Raw genomic sequence first — 17,833 nt, forward strand, 5'->3', positions numbered from 1 at the left:
GAAATCACCATGTCAGGACGAATGAAGTTCGGAATCTTTCTTGCCCCGTTTCATCCGGTGGATGAAAACCCCACGCTCGCGCTGGAGCGTGATCTTCAGCTCGTCCAGTGGCTGGACACCCTGGGCTACGACGAGGCCTGGATCGGCGAGCACCACTCGGCCGGGTACGAGATCATCGCGAGTCCCGAGGTGTTCATCGCCACGGCGGCCGAACGCACCCGGCACATTCGCCTCGGGACCGGCGTCTCGTCGCTCCCCTACCACCACCCCCTCATGCTGGCCGACCGGATCATGCTCCTCGACCACCTGACCCGCGGACGGGTGATGTTCGGCGTGGGCCCCGGCTCCCTCCCTTCGGACGCCACCATGATGGGTATCGAACCTGCCCAGCAGCGCGACATGATGGACGAGGCGATATCAGTGCTGGTACCGCTGCTCCGCGGAGAAACCGTCACCTGCAAGACCAGCTGGTTCGAGCTGAAAAATGCGCGGCTCCAGCTGAAGCCCTTTTCCCGCGACGGGATCGAGATCGCCGTGGCCTCGATGGTCTCCCCGGCTGGCGCACGGGCGGCCGGCAAGTACGGCCTGGCGCTGCTCTCCATCGGGGCTACGACACAGGGCGGTTTCAATGCGCTGGCGAGCAACTGGAAAATCGCCGAGGAAAAGGCCGCCGAATACGGCCAGACGGTTGACCGCAACGCCTGGAGGCTCGTGGGGCCGATGCATGTGGCCGAAACCCGGGAAAAGGCCCGCGATAACGTAAAGTTCGGCCTGGGAAAATGGCTGACCTACTTCACTGAAGTGGGCGCCCTGCCCCTCGTCCCCGGCGGCGACCCTGACAAGGCGGTCGATTCGCTCATCAAGACCGGCATGGCCGTCATCGGCAGCCCGGATGACTGCATCCAGCAGATCGAACGGCTCCAGAAGGAGTCAGGGGGCTTCGGCGGAATGCTCCAGATGGCGGTCAACTGGGCGGACTTCGAGCAGACAAAGAAGAGCTACGAACTCATCGCCCGGTATGTATTTCCGCATTTCCAGGGAACAAACACGGCCCGCGAGGTCTCCATGGAATCGGCCCGGCAGAACCGGCCGGAACTGATCGGCAAGGCGACCGGTGCCATCGCCGCCGAGATCAAAAAGCATTACGAGGAAAAGAAGGCCGCCGAGAAGAAGGCGGGATAGCCTGCCGGCCATCCGCCCCCGTTTGCAACAACCGGTTGACCGGCCTGGCCCTATGACCATCATCATGGTCCGGCAGGGTCCACTACAATAGACTGCGGCTTTACGGCTACCAGAATCCCGGTTTTGGGATTTTTCCGGCCGGTTGAGGGGAGCCGCCCTACGCCTTGAGCCACATCAGCCAGATCGTCCGGACCGTCTGTCCCTATTGCGGCGTCGGCTGCGGGATGGGACTCCGCGTGGAAGGCTCACGGGTCACCGGCGTCGAGCCGCTGGCCACACACCCCGTGAGCCGCGGGGAACTGTGCACCAAGGGCTGGAGTTCCGCCTTTGGTATCGGTGCCGAAGACCGCATCACCACGCCCCTGATCAAGGAACAGGGCAGGTTTCGCCGGGCAAGCTGGGACGAGGCAGCCGGATATGTCGCCGACGCCCTGCAGGAAGCCATCCGGACAAGCGGTCCGGATTCGACTGGAGTGGTGAGCTGCGCCCGTGCCACCAACGAGGACAACTACGCCGCCCAGAAGTTCGCCCGCCTTGTTCTCGGAACGAACAACGTCGATCACTGTGCCCGCATCTGCCACAGCCCGTCGGTGGCAGGACTGAGGCAAACGCTCGGTTCCGGCGCCATGACCAACTCCATCACCGACCTTCATGAGGCTGACCTGATTGTCGTCTGGGGCAGCGACACGACCGAAAACCACAGCATCATCGGCGGGCAGATAATCCGCGCGAAACTGGCTGGAGCGAAGCTGCTCGTCGTGGATCCGCGCAGGATACGCCTGGCGCATCTGGCTGACCTGCATCTCCAACCCCGGCTTGGAACGAATATCGCTCTTGCCAACGGCCTTTTGCATGTGATCTTCCGGAACGGGTGGGAGAACCGGGATTTCATCTCCAGCCGGTGCGAGGATACAGCCGGGCTCCGGAAGAAAGTGGAAGAGTACCCCCCTGACCGCGTCGCCAGCATCACAGGCGTTCCCGAAACCGATATCGTTGAGGCCGCCCGCCTGTACAGCCAGTCAAAGGCGGCATGGCTCTGCTACGGCATGGGGATCACCCAGCACGCCACCGGCACCAGCAACGTCATCGCCCTGTCGAACCTCGTGCTGGCGACCGGCCAGATCGGACGGCCCGGGGCAGGGATCAATCCCCTCCGCGGACAGAACAACGTGCAGGGGGCCTGCGACATGGGTGCCCTGCCCAATGTGTATCCGGGCTACCAGGACGTCCTTGATCCGGCCATGCAGGCAAAGTTCGAGAAGGCATGGAATGGGCCCGTGCCAAAGACTCCGGGCATGACCTCGCTCGGCATGACTTCGGCCGCACTGTCGGGATCATTCAAGTGTCTCATCATCATGGGTGAAGATCCGGTCGTTACCGATCCCGACCAGAATCATGTGCGGCGGGCGCTCCGGGCCCTGGACCTGCTGGTGGTGTCGGAGCTCACGCTCACCGAGACGGCCAAGGAGGCGGACGTCATCTTTCCAGCGGCGTCCTTCGCCGAAAAGGACGGAACCTTCACCAGCTGCGAACGGCGTGTCCAGCGGGTCCGGGCGGCCATTCCGCCGCCGGGCGAGGCCCGTCCCGACTGGCGGATGCTGGGTGAACTGGCGCGCCGGATGGGGAAAAGCGGACTCGACTGGGAGAGCGCCACCAATATCTTCGATGAAATGGCCGCATTGAGTCCCATCCACTCGGGCATGAGCTTTGCGAAGGTCAGCGCGGGCGACGGCATCCAGTGGCCATGCAACGCAGAACATCCCGGCGGCATGTCCGTGCTGCACGAAAAGTCATTTCCAGTCGGACGCGGCCGGCTGATTCCGATCTCGCATGCAGGACCTGCGGAACTGCCCGATGAGAACTATCCGTTCTGGTTCACAACGAACCGGCTCCACTTCCACTACGGATGCGGCTCGATGACCCGCAAGTCGCCGCTGCTGGAGCGGGAAATCCCGGATGGCCTGGTGTTCATGAATCCCGCGGACGCCGGGCAGCTGGGGCTCAGGGACCGGAGTCCGGTGAGGATCGTTTCCCGGCGCGGAGCGGTCGAAACCCGCGCCATCCTGACCGACGACCTGCCGCCTGGAACCCTCACCATGCCGTATCACTTCCGGGAAGCGCCCTCGAACCTCGTCACCAATACCGCGCAGGATCCGGTGACGAAGATGCCTGAGCTTAAGGTTTGTGCTGTTCGCGTGGAAGTCCTTCCCGCCGGTCATGTTCCCTCCAATCCCGTTGGACCGGAGACGCTCCCCCTGTGAACGTGTTTGAACTCCCCGCGCCGGAGCTGCTGAGGGCCCACCTCGCGAGGTCGCGGCGTGTATATGAACCTCGGTCCGATTCGACCGGCACAGTTCACTGGCTGGAGGCGGGAACGGGCTTCGAGGCCCGGTTCGATCCGGCGACGCCGCTTGCCCAGTATTCTCCCAAGCAGTTTTTCTTCGCTGAACGTGAAGCCCTGCACCGTTTTGACGGGCGCGAATATACGGAAACCCTGCCGGAGACAGGGCCGCAGGCGCTGTTCGGAGTCCGGGCCTGTGACCTCACCGCCATCGCCTATCAGGACCGGTTTTTCCGCGACGACCCGCACTACCAGGCCCGGCGGCGGACAATGCTGCTCGTCGGGATCGACTGCCTGAAGCCCTGCGAACGGGGATTCTGCCCCACTGTCGATGCGGGACCGTTCGTGCGTGAAGAGACCGCCGATCTGGTGCTCCACCAGTCCGGGCCCTCTGGCCGGTGGCTCATCTACGTCCAGTCGGAAGCGGGACAGAATGCCCTCGAAGGGCTGAGTCTCATACCGGCGACGGGCGACCCGGTGGCGGACCGATCGGCCGCCGAGCAGCCGGTCATCGCCGCCTTTCCCGATGCGTCCCATGTCTCCCAGGGAGTCCGGCTGCTGAACGAGGGGAAGATCAGGCCGGAGACCTGGGACCAGCTGGGTATCCAGTGTTTTGCCTGCTCCGGTTGCACGTCCCTGTGCCCCACCTGCTCCTGCTTTGCGACCTACGAGCGCCCGCTACCGGACGGTGGGCAGGAAACACAGCGATGCTGGGATTCCTGTCTGTACGAAGGCTTCCAGAAGGAGGCCAGCGGGCATCACCCCCAGCCCACGGCCGGGCAACGGGTGTTCCGGTACTGGTACCACAAGTTTTCAGACGACTACCTGCCGGAGTTCGGCCGCCATGGCTGCGTCGGCTGCGGCCGATGCGAGCAGACCTGCCTCGGTGTCATCGGGGTCCATTCCATCATGAAGCGGATTGTTCAGGAGAACGCCCGATGAAGGGGCTTATGACTCCGGCTCCTGTCCGGATCGCGAGCGTCTATGACGACGGTGAAGATACGCGTCATTTCACGCTGGAACCGGTCCATCAGGGAGCGGCTGTAACCGCCGAGCCCGGCCAGTTTTTCATGCTGGCTGTTCCGGGTTCCGGCGAGGCACCGTTCACCTACGTCAGGCTGCCCGATACGCATGGCAGATTCGACATGGTGGTCCGGCGGACGGGGAAGCTGACCCATGCCCTCTTCGACCGGAAGCAGGGGGATATCCTCGGCTACCGCGGCCCGTTCGGGCACGGATGGCCCCTCAACGAACTCCAGGGGCGGCGGGTGATGGTGATTTCCGGCGGATGCGGGCTTGCACCGCTGGCCGCCGTGATCGACTGGCTGATCGAGGGCCGGACCACAACGGCACTCATATACGGTGCAAGAAACCCTGCCGCGCAGGTACTGGCGAGGGAGCGGGCGCTCTGGGCGCCGAAGCTCCCCATCCTTGAGACATTTGACCAGACCGCACCGGGCGTGCAGCGGACCGGAACCCCGCTGACCGCCCTCGGAGCGGCAACGGAACGGCTGGGCGGCGCGCCGGAAATTGTCCTGACCTGCGGCCCGGAAGCGATGATGGAAGCAGTGGCCCGCCATTTCGTCGATTCCGGACTTCCGGCTGACCGTATCTGGCTTTCAATGGAAAGGCGGATGCATTGTGGAGTGGGGCTCTGCGGACACTGCTACATTGCGCATACCTACGCCTGCCGTCAGGGGCCTACCTACCGGTGGGATGAGATCTCCACCCTCCGGCAACGGGCGCCTTCATGGCCCGGCCACGTGCGAGAAGTGAGGCACTGCTAGATGGACGGACCCAGCCTCGACGCATACACACCCGCCCAGATGGCTGCCCGGGTCGAGCAGGCGGGCGTCGGGAAGGCGAACCTCGACGCGGCCAGCCTGTTCGCGCTCGCCGTGCTCGCCGGCGCATTCATCAGCCTGGGAGCTGCCTTTTCCACCGTCACGATCGCCGGAATCGACGCGGGATTCGGCATTACCCGGCTGCTCGGCGGCCTCACCTTCTGCCTGGGACTTATCCTCGTGGTTGTCGCGGGCGCGGAGCTGTTTACCGGAAACAACCTGATCGTCATGGCATGGGTGAGCGGAAAGGTCTCCACCGGCAAGCTGCTCCGGAACTGGGGGATCGTCTATGCCGGCAACCTCGCCGGAGCCCTGGCGACGGCCCTGGCGATGACCTGGGCCCGGTCATGGCTGCCTCCCGCCGATCCGGTGGGGCTTGCCGCGCTGAAGATCGCCCAGACGAAAGCCTCCCTTCCATTCATGCAGGCCTTTGTGGCCGGTGTGTTCTGCAACGCGCTGGTGTGTCTCGCCGTCTGGTTATGCTTCAGTGCGCGGACCACGACGGACAAGATCCTTTCCATCCTGTTTCCGATCACCGCCTTCGTCGCGCTCGGCTTTGAGCACAGCATCGCCAACATGTACTTCATTCCGCTCGGGATATTCCTCGCATCCAGACCGGCCCTCGCCGCCGCATCGGCCCAGGCCGGGATACAACTGGAAGCCGTCAACTGGTCCGGATTCCTGAGCAATCTGGTCCCCGTCACCGCGGGGAATATCCTGGGCGGCGCGCTCCTGGTCGGCGGGGTGTACTGGTTCATATATCTGCGAAAACCCGCCTGACGGCTGGTTTCCCCCGCAGCTACAGGGCTGCTCAGGGCATCCCCCAACGACATTGCCGGTTCAGAAATCACATTCCGGTTCCCGTAATTTCCATATCTTGCAGATATCCGGTGAGAGCTCCCCGGGTTTTTGGTAAAATAGGTGCGATGTTCGGAGGGGCAATCAAGGGGACCGCCGTGGCGGCCATTATCCTGCTGTCGCTGATGGTGGCAGGGGGATCGGCATGGTCGGCCTATTCCTTTCTGGAGCAGGAAACCACACGGCAGCTCCGCCAGCGGGCGATTACCGTCGGCCGGATGCTTGCATTCAACGTGCGCGCAGGAATCGAGTTCGAAGACATCGAGACAGTACAGGCGGTGCTGGATGCGATCAGGGACAACCCTGAAATCGCCCTGGTGCAGATACTGGACACCAGGGGGAACCCTGTTGCTACCTACCCTCCCCTTCCCGCCGACAGCGTTCCGGTGAGGACCGGCAGGGCATCCGGGTCCAACCTGATCGTTGAGGAGATCCCGATAGAAGGGGTCGTGTCAGCCGGCCGGATCGGGACCGTTCTCATTGGCGCCAGTGCCATGGAACTGAAGCAGTTCCGGCAGCGAAGCGTGTTCGTTCTTGGTGTTGCGACCCTGATCATGACACTGCTGTCGGCCTCATTTGCACTGTTCTTCGCCGGGCAGTTTTTCAAGCGAAAGCGGGCCGAACTGACACTGGGTGGACTCGCTAACGCCCTGCCGGGACAGGCCTTCGTGATCTCCAGGGATGGCCACTTCCTCAACACGTTCGGTTCCGGCGAAACCTCCATGCTCCAGGCGGCTGGCTTCAAGGGTGATCCGACCGGCCGCAACCTGACCGGACTGCTGGGCCCAGCGCAGGCCGGACCGCTGCTCGAAGCCATCGCCCGTTCAGTCGATCACCGGGAACCCAGCCGCCTGGAGTTCCGGATCGGGACGAACCACCAGGCCAAGTGGTTTGAAGGACGTCTTTCACCACTGGAATCGGACGGCGTATCGCCGGGCCGGGTCATTCTCCTCACTCATGATATTACCGGCCAGCGCAAGCTGGCCGACCAGATCGCCCAGGTGCAGAGACTGGACGCGATGGGACAACTGGTGGGTGGAATCGCCCACGATTTCAACAACATCCTGAATGTGATCGTCAGCCACGCCGAACTGCTCCGGATCGAGACCGGGGCCTCCGACAGCCGGATATCCGACGTGAACGGAATCCTGGCAGCCGCCCACCGGGGCGCCCAGGTTACTCACCGGTTGCTCGCTTTTGCGCGGAAGGAGGTCGTTCAGGTCCAGAATATAGACCTGGGCGAGATCGTCCGCAGGATGCAGCCGCTTCTGGAACGTGCGGTCAGTGAACGGATCACCCTGCGGATCTCCATTGGCGTGGGACTGGCTCCGGTAACGGCCGCCGTCAGTCAGATCGAGCAGGCCCTTCTGAACCTGGTCATGAATGCCAGGGACGCCATACCGGATTCCGGCGTTATCGTCGTCGAGGTTGCCAATGCCATCCGCCATATCCCCGACGCCAGCGCGACTGGAGAGCGGAAAACCGGTGGACGATCAAAGCCGAGCGTCATGCTGGCGGTGAGCGATACCGGCGCCGGTATTCCCCCCGAAATCCGGGACCGGATCTTCGAGCCGTTTTTCACCACGAAGGGGATCGGACAGGGCACGGGGCTCGGACTCTCCAGCGTTCACGGTATCGTCAAGCAGAACGGCGGGCACATCGAGGTCTATTCGGAGGCCGGATCAGGCACAACATTCAAGCTCTATTTCCCCGCCGCCCAGGGAATCATCGCCGAACCGCTGGGACCGGTGAACGACCAGTCCGCCCGGCTTCCCCGCGGACGGGAAACAGTCCTGCTGGTGGAAGACGACGCGCAGCTCCGGACCGCCAACACCCGCCTGCTGAAGAGCCTGGGATATACGGTGCTGGAGGCCGACGATGGAGAGGACGCGCTCTATCTGGCAAAACGGTTCAGCGGGCCGATTGATATCGTTATCACGGACGTGGTGATGCCCAAGGTCACAGGGCCGGAACTGGTCATCAAGCTGAAGGCCATGCGCCCCCAGACCCATGTGCTCTATATTTCCGGCTATACGGACAACGTGGTCCTTTACCACGGCGTCCAGCACGAGGGGGTCCACTTCCTGCACAAGCCATTTGCCGCCGAGGCGCTGGCCTCGAAAATACGGGTCATCCTCGACGAGCCGAAACTGGTTCTGGTAAAAAGCTGAAAAACACGGTCAATGCCCATTCAACTGGTTTTCTGGCCATAAATGAATTGCATTTTTCCGCCCCGATCAGGCAAGTATGGAGCGGGGCTGGATTGCCCGTGACAGAGATCACACGGCGTGATCTCGGGTCTTTCAGGAGGAACGATTCCAGATGAAGGTTCTTTGTTGCCATCCGAGCGGCCTGATGTACACCGAGATCTATCTGCGGCTCGAACCGCTCGGCGTCGAACTGGCGGCGGCCGCTGCCCGGCAGGCCGGTCACGACGTCCGGCTCATGGACCTGCAGGCCGAAACCCACAAGGACTATTTCAAGACGCTGGATGACTTCCGCCCCGATGCCGTCTGTTTCGGCGTCAACTACCTGGCGAACATTCCGGAAATCATCGATCTGGCCAAGGCCACACGGGAAAAGTTTCCGGAGATCTTCTTCTTCATTGGCGGGCATTCGGCGTCGTTCACCGCCGAGGAGATCCTTGAACATGCCGCCGGGGCAATCGACTGCGTGGTGAAGGGCGAAGGCGAGGAGATCATCCCCCTTCTGCTGCTCGCTGCCGCGAATGACCGGAAGAAGCTTCACACCCTGCCCGGCGTCGTGACCAGCGAAGGCGAGGGACCACCCCCGAGAATCATCGAGGATCTGGACAAGGTCGTCCCGGCGCACGACCTTCTTCAAAAGCGGCGCAAGTATTTCATCGGAGTGCTCGACCCGGCCGCTTCCATCGAGTTCACCCGTGGCTGCCCGTGGGACTGCTCGTTCTGCAGCGCCTGGACATTCTATGGCCGGACCTACCGCCGCCGGACCCCGGAGAGCATCGCCGACGAGCTGCAGCGCCTGAAGGAACCTGGCATCTTCATCGTGGACGATGTCGCTTTTATCCAGCCCGAACACGGCTATGCCATCGGCAAGGAAATCGAAAAGCGCGGTATCAAGAAGCAGTTCTATCTGGAAACCCGGGGCGACGTGCTGCTCCGCAACAAGGACGTGTTCCATTACTGGAAGACCCTGGGCCTCCAGTACATGTTCCTGGGGCTCGAGGCGATCGACGCCGACGGGCTCAAGCAGTTCCGGAAGCGGATCAACATCACGCGAAACTTCGAGGCGCTCGAATTCGCCCGCTCGCTCGGCATCATGGTCGCCGTGAACATCATCGCCGACCCGGACTGGGACGAAAAACGGTTCGAGGTCATCCGCGAGTGGGCCTTGTCGATCCCCGAAATCGTCAATGTCAGCGTCAATACGCCCTATCCCGGAACCGAGACATTCGTGACCGACTCCCGCCAGTTCGCCAGCCGCGACTACCGGCTGTTCGATATCCAGCACGCGGTGCTCCCGACCAAGATGCCGCTGGAGAAGTTCTATGGGGAACTGGTGAAAACCCAGCAGATACTGAACATGAAGCATCTGGGCTGGCGGGCCCTCAAGGATACGGCCATCATTGCCGCCAAGCACCTCGCAAGCGGGCAGACGAATTTCGTCAAGATGCTGTGGAAGTTTAACAGTGTCTACAATCCCGAGCGGCAGCTCTCCGACCACCGCAGGCCCGTCAAGTATGAAATGCGGCTGCCCAAGGTGCTGCCGGAAGGCCAGCGGCCGAGCCGGGACCAGCTCTACATCCTTCAGCCGGATGCCGCCAAGCAGATCGAAGTGCCGGCCTGAAGTTCAGGCAGTGCATGTGCACAGGGCCAGCCCTTGCGGCTGGCCCCTGCTTTTCATGCCACAACCGGGGTTTGGCTACCGGGAAGCCAGAATCGCGTCGATTTCCGCCTTGAAGGCGGAGAAAGGCTGCGCCCCGGACAGCTTCTTGCCATTCACGAGGAACCCCGGAGTGCCAGTGATGCCGAGGGCGCTTGCCTCCGCCATGTCCTGATCGAGCTGCTTCTGAGTCTCCCGGTTCTCAAAGCACTTCTTGAACTTCTGCTCGTTGATGCCGAGAGTCTTCACGAAATTGTAGGTCTTGTCCTTGAGATTTCCCTCACTGAGCGACTTCTGGTTGTCGAAGTAATAGTTGTACAGCTTCCAGAACTTTTCGTCGCCGGCGTCACGCTGCACGCACAGCGATGCAATCGAGGCTTCATCGGCCCACTTGTGAAACGGCAGGGGCAGGTGCTTGAAGTAGAATGTCACCTTGTCCTTGTAGGCAGGATAAACCTCCTGCCGCATGGTCTTGGCGGCACGGTCGCAGAACGGACACTGGAAGTCCGAGAACTCGACGATCACCACCTTCCCGTTTTTCGCGCCCTGCTTCGATGCACCCTCCAGAGTGACCATCTTCATCCGCTCGGCCCTGGGATCGGACTGTGTGTCGGTCCAGACTCCGAAGGTGGCGAACTGTCCGTCATCGGTCACCATCAGCTCGCGGCCGCCTTCTTCCTCGTCTTCATCCGGGGTCAGCGCCCGGAACGACAGGATCTTGAACCCCGGCATCTCCGACTTGCTCACCTGGTCCAGCTTGTACATTCCTCCGATGGTCACCCAGCGTCCGTCTTCCGAGGCGTAAACCGGCTTGGTGATCGTCTGCCCACGGGCGCCGAGCACCGCCTCGCCCACAAGAACACCTTTTGCCGACGACCTGCGGAAATTCTGGATCTGGATGGTGATTCCGGGCCGGGAGATCCGGTCCTCCAGGGCGGTTACCATCTTGCCGATCACTTCGGCCGGAACATTTACCGGCGCATTCTCTGTCCATGAAGAATCCTTGCCCGGCTCCTGGGCGTTGGCTGCTGCGGGACGAAGCACGCTGAATACGCCGCCTTCTCCCGGAGCCACCGCCTCCCGGGCCACCGGTTTCGCGGCCGCTGCAGACGGACGGGCCCGGCTGGCGGTATCTTCCTTCTTTTCGCTGGCAGACTGCGTACATCCGGCGGACGACAGGACGGCCGCAGATGCGAGACAACCGAGGACCCCTCGTAACTTCAACATGGTCGAAACATACCTCTCTGGCACCCACCGGTCCCCGGCAGGCGCATTTACAAGCCTATAACTGCCAACTGTTCAGGAAAGACAGGTATCCAGCCAGAACTGTCAGATTGTCGGTCACCAATAGCATACCCACCAGCAAAAGGATGCAGCCGGAGACTATCTCCACCTTGCGCATGTGAAGCTTGGCACGGCTCATCGCCTTGAGGGCCGGCCGGATCAGAAGCCCGGACATGAGAAACGGTATTCCCAAGCCGGCCGAGTAGATGACCAGCAGGCCCACACCCTGCGACAATGTCTCCTGCCGTTCCGCCATCAGCAGGATTGCCGCCAGCACCGGCCCAATGCAGGGCGTCCAGCCAAAGGCGAACGCCAGCCCCAGCAGATAGGCCCCGGCAAGGCTGGCCGGCCGGTGCGTCGTGTGAATACGCGCCTCCCGGTACAGCAGCGGAATCTTGATAACACCCATCATGTGCAGGGCAAAGACGATCACCACCACCCCGCCGGCTCGCCCCAGCCACGGCTGGTTCTGGAACAGCACAGAGCCGATGGCACTGGCGGTCGCCCCCAGCAGGACAAAAATTGTTGAAAACCCGAGTACAAAGAACAGGCTGGCCAGGGCCACCCGCTGCCCGGCTCCTTCGGCCAGGGCGTTCTCGTGCCCGGCTGTGCCTCGCAGATCGTCCATGGACACACCGGAAATAAACGACAGGTAGCCGGGAACGATCGGAAGCACACAAGGAGACAGAAAACTCACCACCCCCGCCAGAAAGGCGGCAAAGATGGTCACATGCTGGATGGCATCCACAACGCAGACAGCCTACCGGCCAGGATACGTCCGGACAATGGACGAGATAGCTAAACTCCCGATTCTCAACGTATTTTCATCTGTCTTGTCCAGCCGAAGCCGGGGAACCATACCAAACTGGCTTGCCCCGGAAGGTCGGCCGGGGATCCTTGCGCCACTTGCGCCGGATCAGGCGGTGGACCTCCTGGTAGGTTTCGAATGCCCGGTAGTGGTCGAGCGTCAGGTTGGACGTGAGACGGGGCAGGACATCCTCGAGAATAGCCACATCGTCCAGAGCAGCCGACAGCACGATCGTCTTCCGGTTTGCAGACAGGGTGAGCCCGTCCGACTCCTGAAGCTCACGAACCAGCTGCTGCCATGAAACGGGATCCAGAACCTGCCCGGTAAGCGCCGGGTAGACCTCCGGCCATTCGGCCAGCGTACTTTCCATGTCTTCCGTCAGAACCGAATCTATGAAATACGCGAAAGAAGGCCACTTGCGCTTTGCCTGAATGAGCAGCTCGCGGTAGCCCTTCGGCTTCAGCCGGAGCAGCCCCTTCACATAATCGGGCCGTACCAGCGCCGATTTCTCCTCCAGAAACCGTTCGGCAAGTATCTGGCCACTCTCAGGCATTTGCATGGCGTAGATCGAGGCCACGGCAGTGGAACGGATTTCCTGGTCGCTGTCACCAAGCGCCTTCGTAAGCGCAGACATAGCCAGCGGGTGTGCCATTTCACCCAGCACGAAGACGATTTCCCGGCGGACGGCACGGTCGGTTTCCTGGTCATACATCCGTGTCAGGAAGGGAACCGATCGCTCGTCATCCATTTTTCCGAGCGCCCAGACCGCCGTCCGCCGCCGGTCCCCCTTGAGCGAGGGGATGGTCTTTTCGAGTTCGCGGGCGACGGGAACCCAAGGATAGTGGTCCATGAGCGCCATGAGGCTGCGCCACCGGACGTCGTTCACCAGAGATGGTTTCCGGATGATCTCAAGAGTCCGTTTCAGGCCAGCCTCCCCCGCCGAAGCGAGCAAAAATGCCATCAGCGCAGGGCTGTGAACCTTGCCTTCCAGTTCGGCCAGTTCGATATCCATCGGAGGGATATCGAGCAGGCGGTTCATGATGGCAGCAGTGTCCTGCCCCTCCAGACGCAGACAGATATGCAGCCATCTGACAAACAGATCCGGGTGCAGGGTCGCCCCCACGGGTTCGAGGGCACGCCGGGAGAGTTCGACACCTGAGGGGCCTTCGGCCAGCACGAGCAGGGAGGCAATGACGATCAGGTATGCCGGGTTATGATGGCCCTGCTGGAGTGCCTCGCGCAGGAGCGATATGGCGTCCGGGCCTGCACGCTCGAAGCGTGCAACCGCCTCTTCCATCCGCCGCCTCTGGATTTCGGACTCGTCGTGTTCCTTGGACTGACCGACCGTTTCGAGCGTCTTCAGCGCATCCCTGAGATCAGCCTGCTGGCGCTCGCTCGGCGACCGGTAAATCTGGGCGGCTGCTGGAGATGCACCGAGAACCACCAGAAGTATGACTGCTGCCCATGAAACCGGATGAAGCATATGGACCTCGCTTGATGCGGCAAACGCATCAATTCAAAACCTTCGTGGCGTTCCAGGTCCACGACCCCTGCCAGTTCCCGTTTTCGCTTGCGTCCCTGCAAGCAGGTTTGGTATTTTAGTAGAAGGTTCAGGACTGGTTGCCAACTTGTAACGGTTTAAATCTGACCGGGGAAAAGTGCGAAAGCATTTCTTAACGGACCAAGCTTGTTGCCTCTGCCTGGCGGCGCGCCAGCGGGGGTTCTTCCTTCACAACCCAGACTCCAGTTTACCCAGACCAAGGGAGGTCATGTCATGCCTGCAGTTCGGCTGGAAATTCATCCGGTAAACCCGCAACGGCGCTTTCTGGAACGGGCCGTCGAGATCCTTCGAAACGACGGCGTCATCATCTACCCCACCGATACGGTGTACGGGCTTGGGTGCAACGTCCATTCACGAAAGGCCATCGAACGCATCCACCGGATCAAGAAGCTGAAACCGGGCAAACCGCTCTCATTCGTCTGCGCGGACCTGTCACATCTTTCCGAATACGCGACGGTTTCAAAGCCTACATTCCGCCTGCTCAAGCACTATCTCCCCGGACCCTATACGTTCATTCTGGAAGCGTCCCGGGAAGTCCCCAAGCTGCTCCTTTCCAGGCAGAAAACGGTCGGCATCCGGGTGCCGGACTGCAAGTGCTCAAGGGAACTGGTCAAGCTGTGCGATGCGCCGATCGTCTCGTCGTCAGTTGATGACCGCACCGAAGGGCTCGCCAACGGGCAGCGGCGAATGCTGGCCGATCCGGACGAAATCGAAGCCCAGTACGGCAATGATGTGGACCTGATCCTGGACATGGGACCGCTGGGCGGCGAGGCGTCCACGGTTGTCTCCCTGATCGGCGACGAGCCGACCCTGCTGCGTGCAGGCAAGGGGAAAAGCTACTGGTCGGATTCCGGTGGCTGGATCGAAAACGGCGCCGGCGACATTTCGCTGCGCGCACTGGCCTGACGCCGCGTCCAGCCTAACACCGGATATTTCCGGCAATCCCGGTCCTGCGGTTTCCTGCTACCCGTTCAGGGACTTCAGATAGTCTTCCCGGTCATCGTCGTCGTAAAGCGTCTCGTACGCCTTGGTGATCTGGAGGTAAATCGCCGCCACCTTGGCCCGCTCCGCCTGGTCAATATCATGGCTGAGTTTGGCCGGGTGGAATATCCGCGCCAGTTCCACGTACGCCGTCCGCACTTCTTCCCGGCCTGCATTCCGGGTGACTCCAAGCACCTGGAAATAGTCGTCCGAGTCCAGCGTCTTGAACTTCTCGGCGATCCGCTCGAAGAACGGCAGCTCGGACAGCTTGCCAGGAACCCGCTGTGCGGCCGGGACATCCAGCGTATCCGACGGAACAGCGGGCGGCGGGACCGAATGGCTGGCGACAATCACACCGGGAATGTCGGGCGCCATCCCCCGGTCGTCTGCAGGACGGACCGGCAGCATTTCACTGCTTACGCGTTCGCTCAGCCGTTCGGAGTCCGGGTCCGGAAGCGCCTTGAACTCCATATACCCCAGGACCATGAACCCGTATGCAAGACGCAGCATCTGTTCCGGCCGGGGGGCCACTTCCAGAACATTCCGGAGCGTCCTGCGCCCATCCACCAGCCGGAGCAGTTCTGCTTCGTCATACTCCAGCACAAAGCCGGCGAGATCGCTGTCAAAATCCGCCCAGCTCACCACCTGGTTTGCGTAAGGCACCATCCGTTTCTTGATCGAGTCGAACGCCATGCGCCGGACAACAGCCTCCTTGAACGAATGCTGTAGCGGTGTGCTGCCCGCAGGCGCAGGTCCCTTCGGCTTCTCCGGAACGAAACTGTATTCGCCGGCCGCCCATGAAAAGCAGTTCTCGAACTTCTCCGCATGCTGCCGGTTCAGGGCCGCCTGGAGCTCATCGGCGGTCAGAAGCCCCAGTTCCACCAGCACGTCGCCGTGGCGCTTCTTCCGCTGCTTGGAAATGAGCCGCGTGTCGTCGCACTGGGTCTGGGTGATCTTTCCCTCGGCGACCAGCAGCCGTCCCAGCACCTCACTGAGCAGGTTCGACTGGATACCGGTCAGGGCACCATGGACGAAACCAAATGTTTTCCTGACCTTCGCCTTGATGGCTGTCAGCGTTCCGGTGCGCTTTTCGGTAACAATCGAACCGATCACTTCGGCGAACGGTGTTTCGGCGAAGGTTCCCTGATACCCACCCCCCGCAGCCTCTGACTGTAATCCCGCGCCTCCGGCCTCTTCCCCTTCATCATCCACCCCGGAGTCAACCTCTCCTGCGTGGAAAAGGATACGGTCCCGCAGCAGCCCCAGGTTGAGCGGCTTGGTCAGAAAATCATTGGCGCCGTATTTCTGCCGGGCCTCGTTCTGGACCTGGGAGGATTTGTACACCGCGCTCATCAGGATGATCGGCAGCTTCAAACCATCGGCCTGCTTGCGGATCGCCTGGCAAAGCTCGAAGCCCGTCATTTTCGGCAGCAGCACATCCGACAGGATCAGGTCCGGCCGGTCCGTCTCAAAAAACTTGAGCCCTTCCAGTCCGTTTGTGGCAAAAACGATCCTGAGCGGCAGGTCCTGCAGCCCTTCCGATATGAAACTTCGCACCAGCTTGTCATCCTCGACGACAAGCAATTTTTTCGTGGAGTCGCCCACCCTGGCCCGGTTCCCTCGCACCCACGCGCCCGCAAGGCACGCAGCATTCAGTTCGGTTGCGAACAGTATACGGGTGCACTGAAAATCGAGTCAAACTTCGGCGGTGCCCGCCGCAACAAAACAGGATCCGCCAACTTTTGCAGCGCCCCGGTTGTGCCGGCAATCCGATTCAGAGCGGTACGGGCCGGAAAGAATCAGTTGGAAATCTCGAACTCTCCGCCATCCTCTTCGCACTGGTCCGTTTCCGAGGAGAAGCTGTCAGCTGATTCGTAGGACCCCAGAAACAGCAGGACACGGGTCAGCGCGAAATCAACGCCACCGAATCTCCGGTCCTCCGGGATAATGCAGGCGGCCTGGGCCTCTGCCCGGCCGGTACACAGCTCATCCATCAAATAGGTCCCGCCAAAGGTGGCGCACTCTGCTTCCAAACGGTCATGGGCGGCCGTCCGCTGGCCGTCCTGCAGGGCCGGAAGCACCCGGTACTCAATACAGCGGCCAGTGACACTGTCCAGGCAGCTTCCTGCCAGTGCAAAACTGGTGTCGGCCCGGTTGCAGCCGGTCGCCGCCATCAGAGCCATCGCTACCGGAACCCATTGAATACACCTGTTCATGCCGGATCCGCTACCCCACTCTCCGATGCATTCAGTGAAACTCCAATACGCCGTCACGGCCGTTACAATCGCTGATTATTTCCGGGTCGCCGGCCGAATCCCATTGACCGGACATCCAGACGCGCATTCCCGCCAGCCCTGCACTGTCCGGCGGTTCGACGCAGGTGGCATAACGGTCTTCACCGGGGCACCCGAACAGGGGATTGAAAAGCCCACCAGCCGCAGTGCATTCCGGACCGACTACCGCCATGCAGGCCTGCGTAAGCTCCTTGCGAAGTCCCACAGCCGAATCAATACCGTCACAAAGCCCTTCCGACTGCTGGATGCAACTGCACCCGATAAGCCCGACGGGGGGCACCGACCTGCCACACCCGGCCAGTGGCAGGAATCCCACGGCAAAACAGACTGCCAGCAGGTCCATCGCCCGTTTTTTCCCTGTCAGTTGCCTCAAGCGTGACTCCCCGCCGGTGTCCGTATCCGGTCAGGGGTCACAGGACAAATCCGAAGGACCATCGAATGAACCATCCTTGGATTCGCAATCCGCCTGAATGTCACAAATCTGTTCGTCTGTAAGTCCGGGGTCCGAGTAGAAGCGGGTTTCGGTGATGCCATCGCCGGACTGCTCGCAGGAGGCAATAACCCCTTCATCAGGGCAGCTTTCCAGGGCCGTACCGCCGCCGTCACGGCAGGCGTCGTCAACCGACTCGATCTCCAGTCCCAGGTTGAACCCCGGCGGAAGATCCAAGCCTCGCAGATCATATTCCCACTGTTCGCAAATGAAGCCGTTCTCGCAGGCCGTCGTCGCCGACAGGGAGGCCCCGCCTCCGCATCCCGCCAGAACCGCACACAAGACCAGTCCTGTCACCACGTATTGCATTCAGCCATCCCCGTATC

At 61.7% G+C, this 17,833-nt stretch carries 15 protein-coding genes; 8 read left to right on the forward strand and 7 right to left on the reverse strand.

Annotated features, from left to right (window positions below):
- The first annotated feature begins 9 nt into the window (after nucleotides 1–9).
- The 7 genes from KIT79_07815 to hpnR all read left to right on the forward strand — a co-directional run bounded on the left by KIT79_07815 (nucleotide 10) and on the right by hpnR (nucleotide 10,053).
- Nucleotides 10–1,182 carry an LLM class flavin-dependent oxidoreductase gene (locus KIT79_07815; GenBank protein MCW5829208.1) on the forward strand — a complete coding sequence of 391 codons (1,173 nt, stop codon included), beginning with the start codon at nucleotides 10–12 and terminating at the stop codon, nucleotides 1,180–1,182.
- 173 nt (nucleotides 1,183–1,355) lie between these two features.
- Entirely contained in the window at nucleotides 1,356–3,443 is a 2,088-nt protein-coding gene (gene fdhF, locus KIT79_07820) for a formate dehydrogenase subunit alpha (GenBank protein MCW5829209.1), read from the forward strand.
- Nucleotides 3,440–4,465, forward strand: coding sequence for a 4Fe-4S dicluster domain-containing protein (locus KIT79_07825; protein MCW5829210.1), 1,026 nt, complete (start codon nucleotides 3,440–3,442; stop codon nucleotides 4,463–4,465). Before fdhF ends, KIT79_07825 begins: the two co-directional genes overlap by 4 nt.
- On the forward strand, nucleotides 4,462–5,310 hold the full coding sequence (locus KIT79_07830; GenBank protein ID MCW5829211.1) for an FAD/NAD(P)-binding protein: 849 nt from the start codon (nucleotides 4,462–4,464) through the stop codon (nucleotides 5,308–5,310). Before KIT79_07825 ends, KIT79_07830 begins: the two co-directional genes overlap by 4 nt.
- The gene (locus KIT79_07835) at nucleotides 5,311–6,147 is read left to right on the forward strand and encodes a formate/nitrite transporter family protein (protein ID MCW5829212.1); all 837 of its coding nucleotides are present in this window, start codon (nucleotides 5,311–5,313) and stop codon (nucleotides 6,145–6,147) included.
- A gap of 146 nt (nucleotides 6,148–6,293) precedes the next feature.
- Nucleotides 6,294–8,396: a response regulator gene (locus KIT79_07840; protein MCW5829213.1), complete on the forward strand. Its 2,103-nt coding sequence runs from the start codon at nucleotides 6,294–6,296 to the stop codon at nucleotides 8,394–8,396.
- A gap of 151 nt (nucleotides 8,397–8,547) precedes the next feature.
- The gene (hpnR, locus tag KIT79_07845) at nucleotides 8,548–10,053 is read left to right on the forward strand and encodes a hopanoid C-3 methylase HpnR (GenBank protein MCW5829214.1); all 1,506 of its coding nucleotides are present in this window, start codon (nucleotides 8,548–8,550) and stop codon (nucleotides 10,051–10,053) included.
- Between the two features lie 75 nt (nucleotides 10,054–10,128).
- Here the strand turns inward: hpnR and KIT79_07850 are convergent, their stop codons facing one another.
- From KIT79_07850 to KIT79_07860, 3 genes are all read right to left on the reverse strand, one after another.
- Nucleotides 10,129–11,316, reverse strand: coding sequence for a DsbA family protein (locus tag KIT79_07850; GenBank protein ID MCW5829215.1), 1,188 nt, complete (start codon nucleotides 11,314–11,316; stop codon nucleotides 10,129–10,131).
- 55 nt (nucleotides 11,317–11,371) lie between these two features.
- A complete protein-coding gene (locus KIT79_07855) occupies nucleotides 11,372–12,112 on the reverse strand; it encodes a cytochrome c biogenesis protein CcdA (GenBank protein MCW5829216.1) in 741 nt (246 codons plus the stop codon).
- An 85-nt stretch (nucleotides 12,113–12,197) separates the two neighbouring features.
- On the reverse strand, nucleotides 12,198–13,664 hold the full coding sequence (locus tag KIT79_07860) for a HEAT repeat domain-containing protein (GenBank protein MCW5829217.1): 1,467 nt from the start codon (nucleotides 13,662–13,664) through the stop codon (nucleotides 12,198–12,200).
- A 291-nt stretch (nucleotides 13,665–13,955) separates the two neighbouring features.
- Between KIT79_07860 and KIT79_07865 the strand changes: the two genes are divergently transcribed.
- Nucleotides 13,956–14,648, forward strand: coding sequence for a threonylcarbamoyl-AMP synthase (locus KIT79_07865; GenBank protein MCW5829218.1), 693 nt, complete (start codon nucleotides 13,956–13,958; stop codon nucleotides 14,646–14,648).
- A gap of 57 nt (nucleotides 14,649–14,705) precedes the next feature.
- Here KIT79_07865 and KIT79_07870 read toward each other — a convergent pair whose 3' ends face one another.
- The 4 genes from KIT79_07870 to KIT79_07885 form a co-directional block, all read right to left on the reverse strand.
- On the reverse strand, nucleotides 14,706–16,328 hold the full coding sequence (locus tag KIT79_07870; GenBank protein MCW5829219.1) for a response regulator: 1,623 nt from the start codon (nucleotides 16,326–16,328) through the stop codon (nucleotides 14,706–14,708).
- 194 nt (nucleotides 16,329–16,522) lie between these two features.
- Entirely contained in the window at nucleotides 16,523–16,939 is a 417-nt protein-coding gene (locus KIT79_07875; protein MCW5829220.1) for a hypothetical protein, read from the reverse strand.
- A 31-nt stretch (nucleotides 16,940–16,970) separates the two neighbouring features.
- Nucleotides 16,971–17,360 carry a hypothetical protein gene (locus KIT79_07880; protein MCW5829221.1) on the reverse strand — a complete coding sequence of 130 codons (390 nt, stop codon included), beginning with the start codon at nucleotides 17,358–17,360 and terminating at the stop codon, nucleotides 16,971–16,973.
- A 60-nt stretch (nucleotides 17,361–17,420) separates the two neighbouring features.
- On the reverse strand, nucleotides 17,421–17,816 hold the full coding sequence (locus KIT79_07885; GenBank protein ID MCW5829222.1) for a hypothetical protein: 396 nt from the start codon (nucleotides 17,814–17,816) through the stop codon (nucleotides 17,421–17,423).
- Nucleotides 17,817–17,833: the final 17 nt, after the last annotated feature.

It is taken from the genome of Deltaproteobacteria bacterium (genome assembly GCA_026129095.1).
GTDB lineage: Bacteria > JAGRBM01 > JAGRBM01 > JAGRBM01 > JAHCIT01 > JAHCIT01.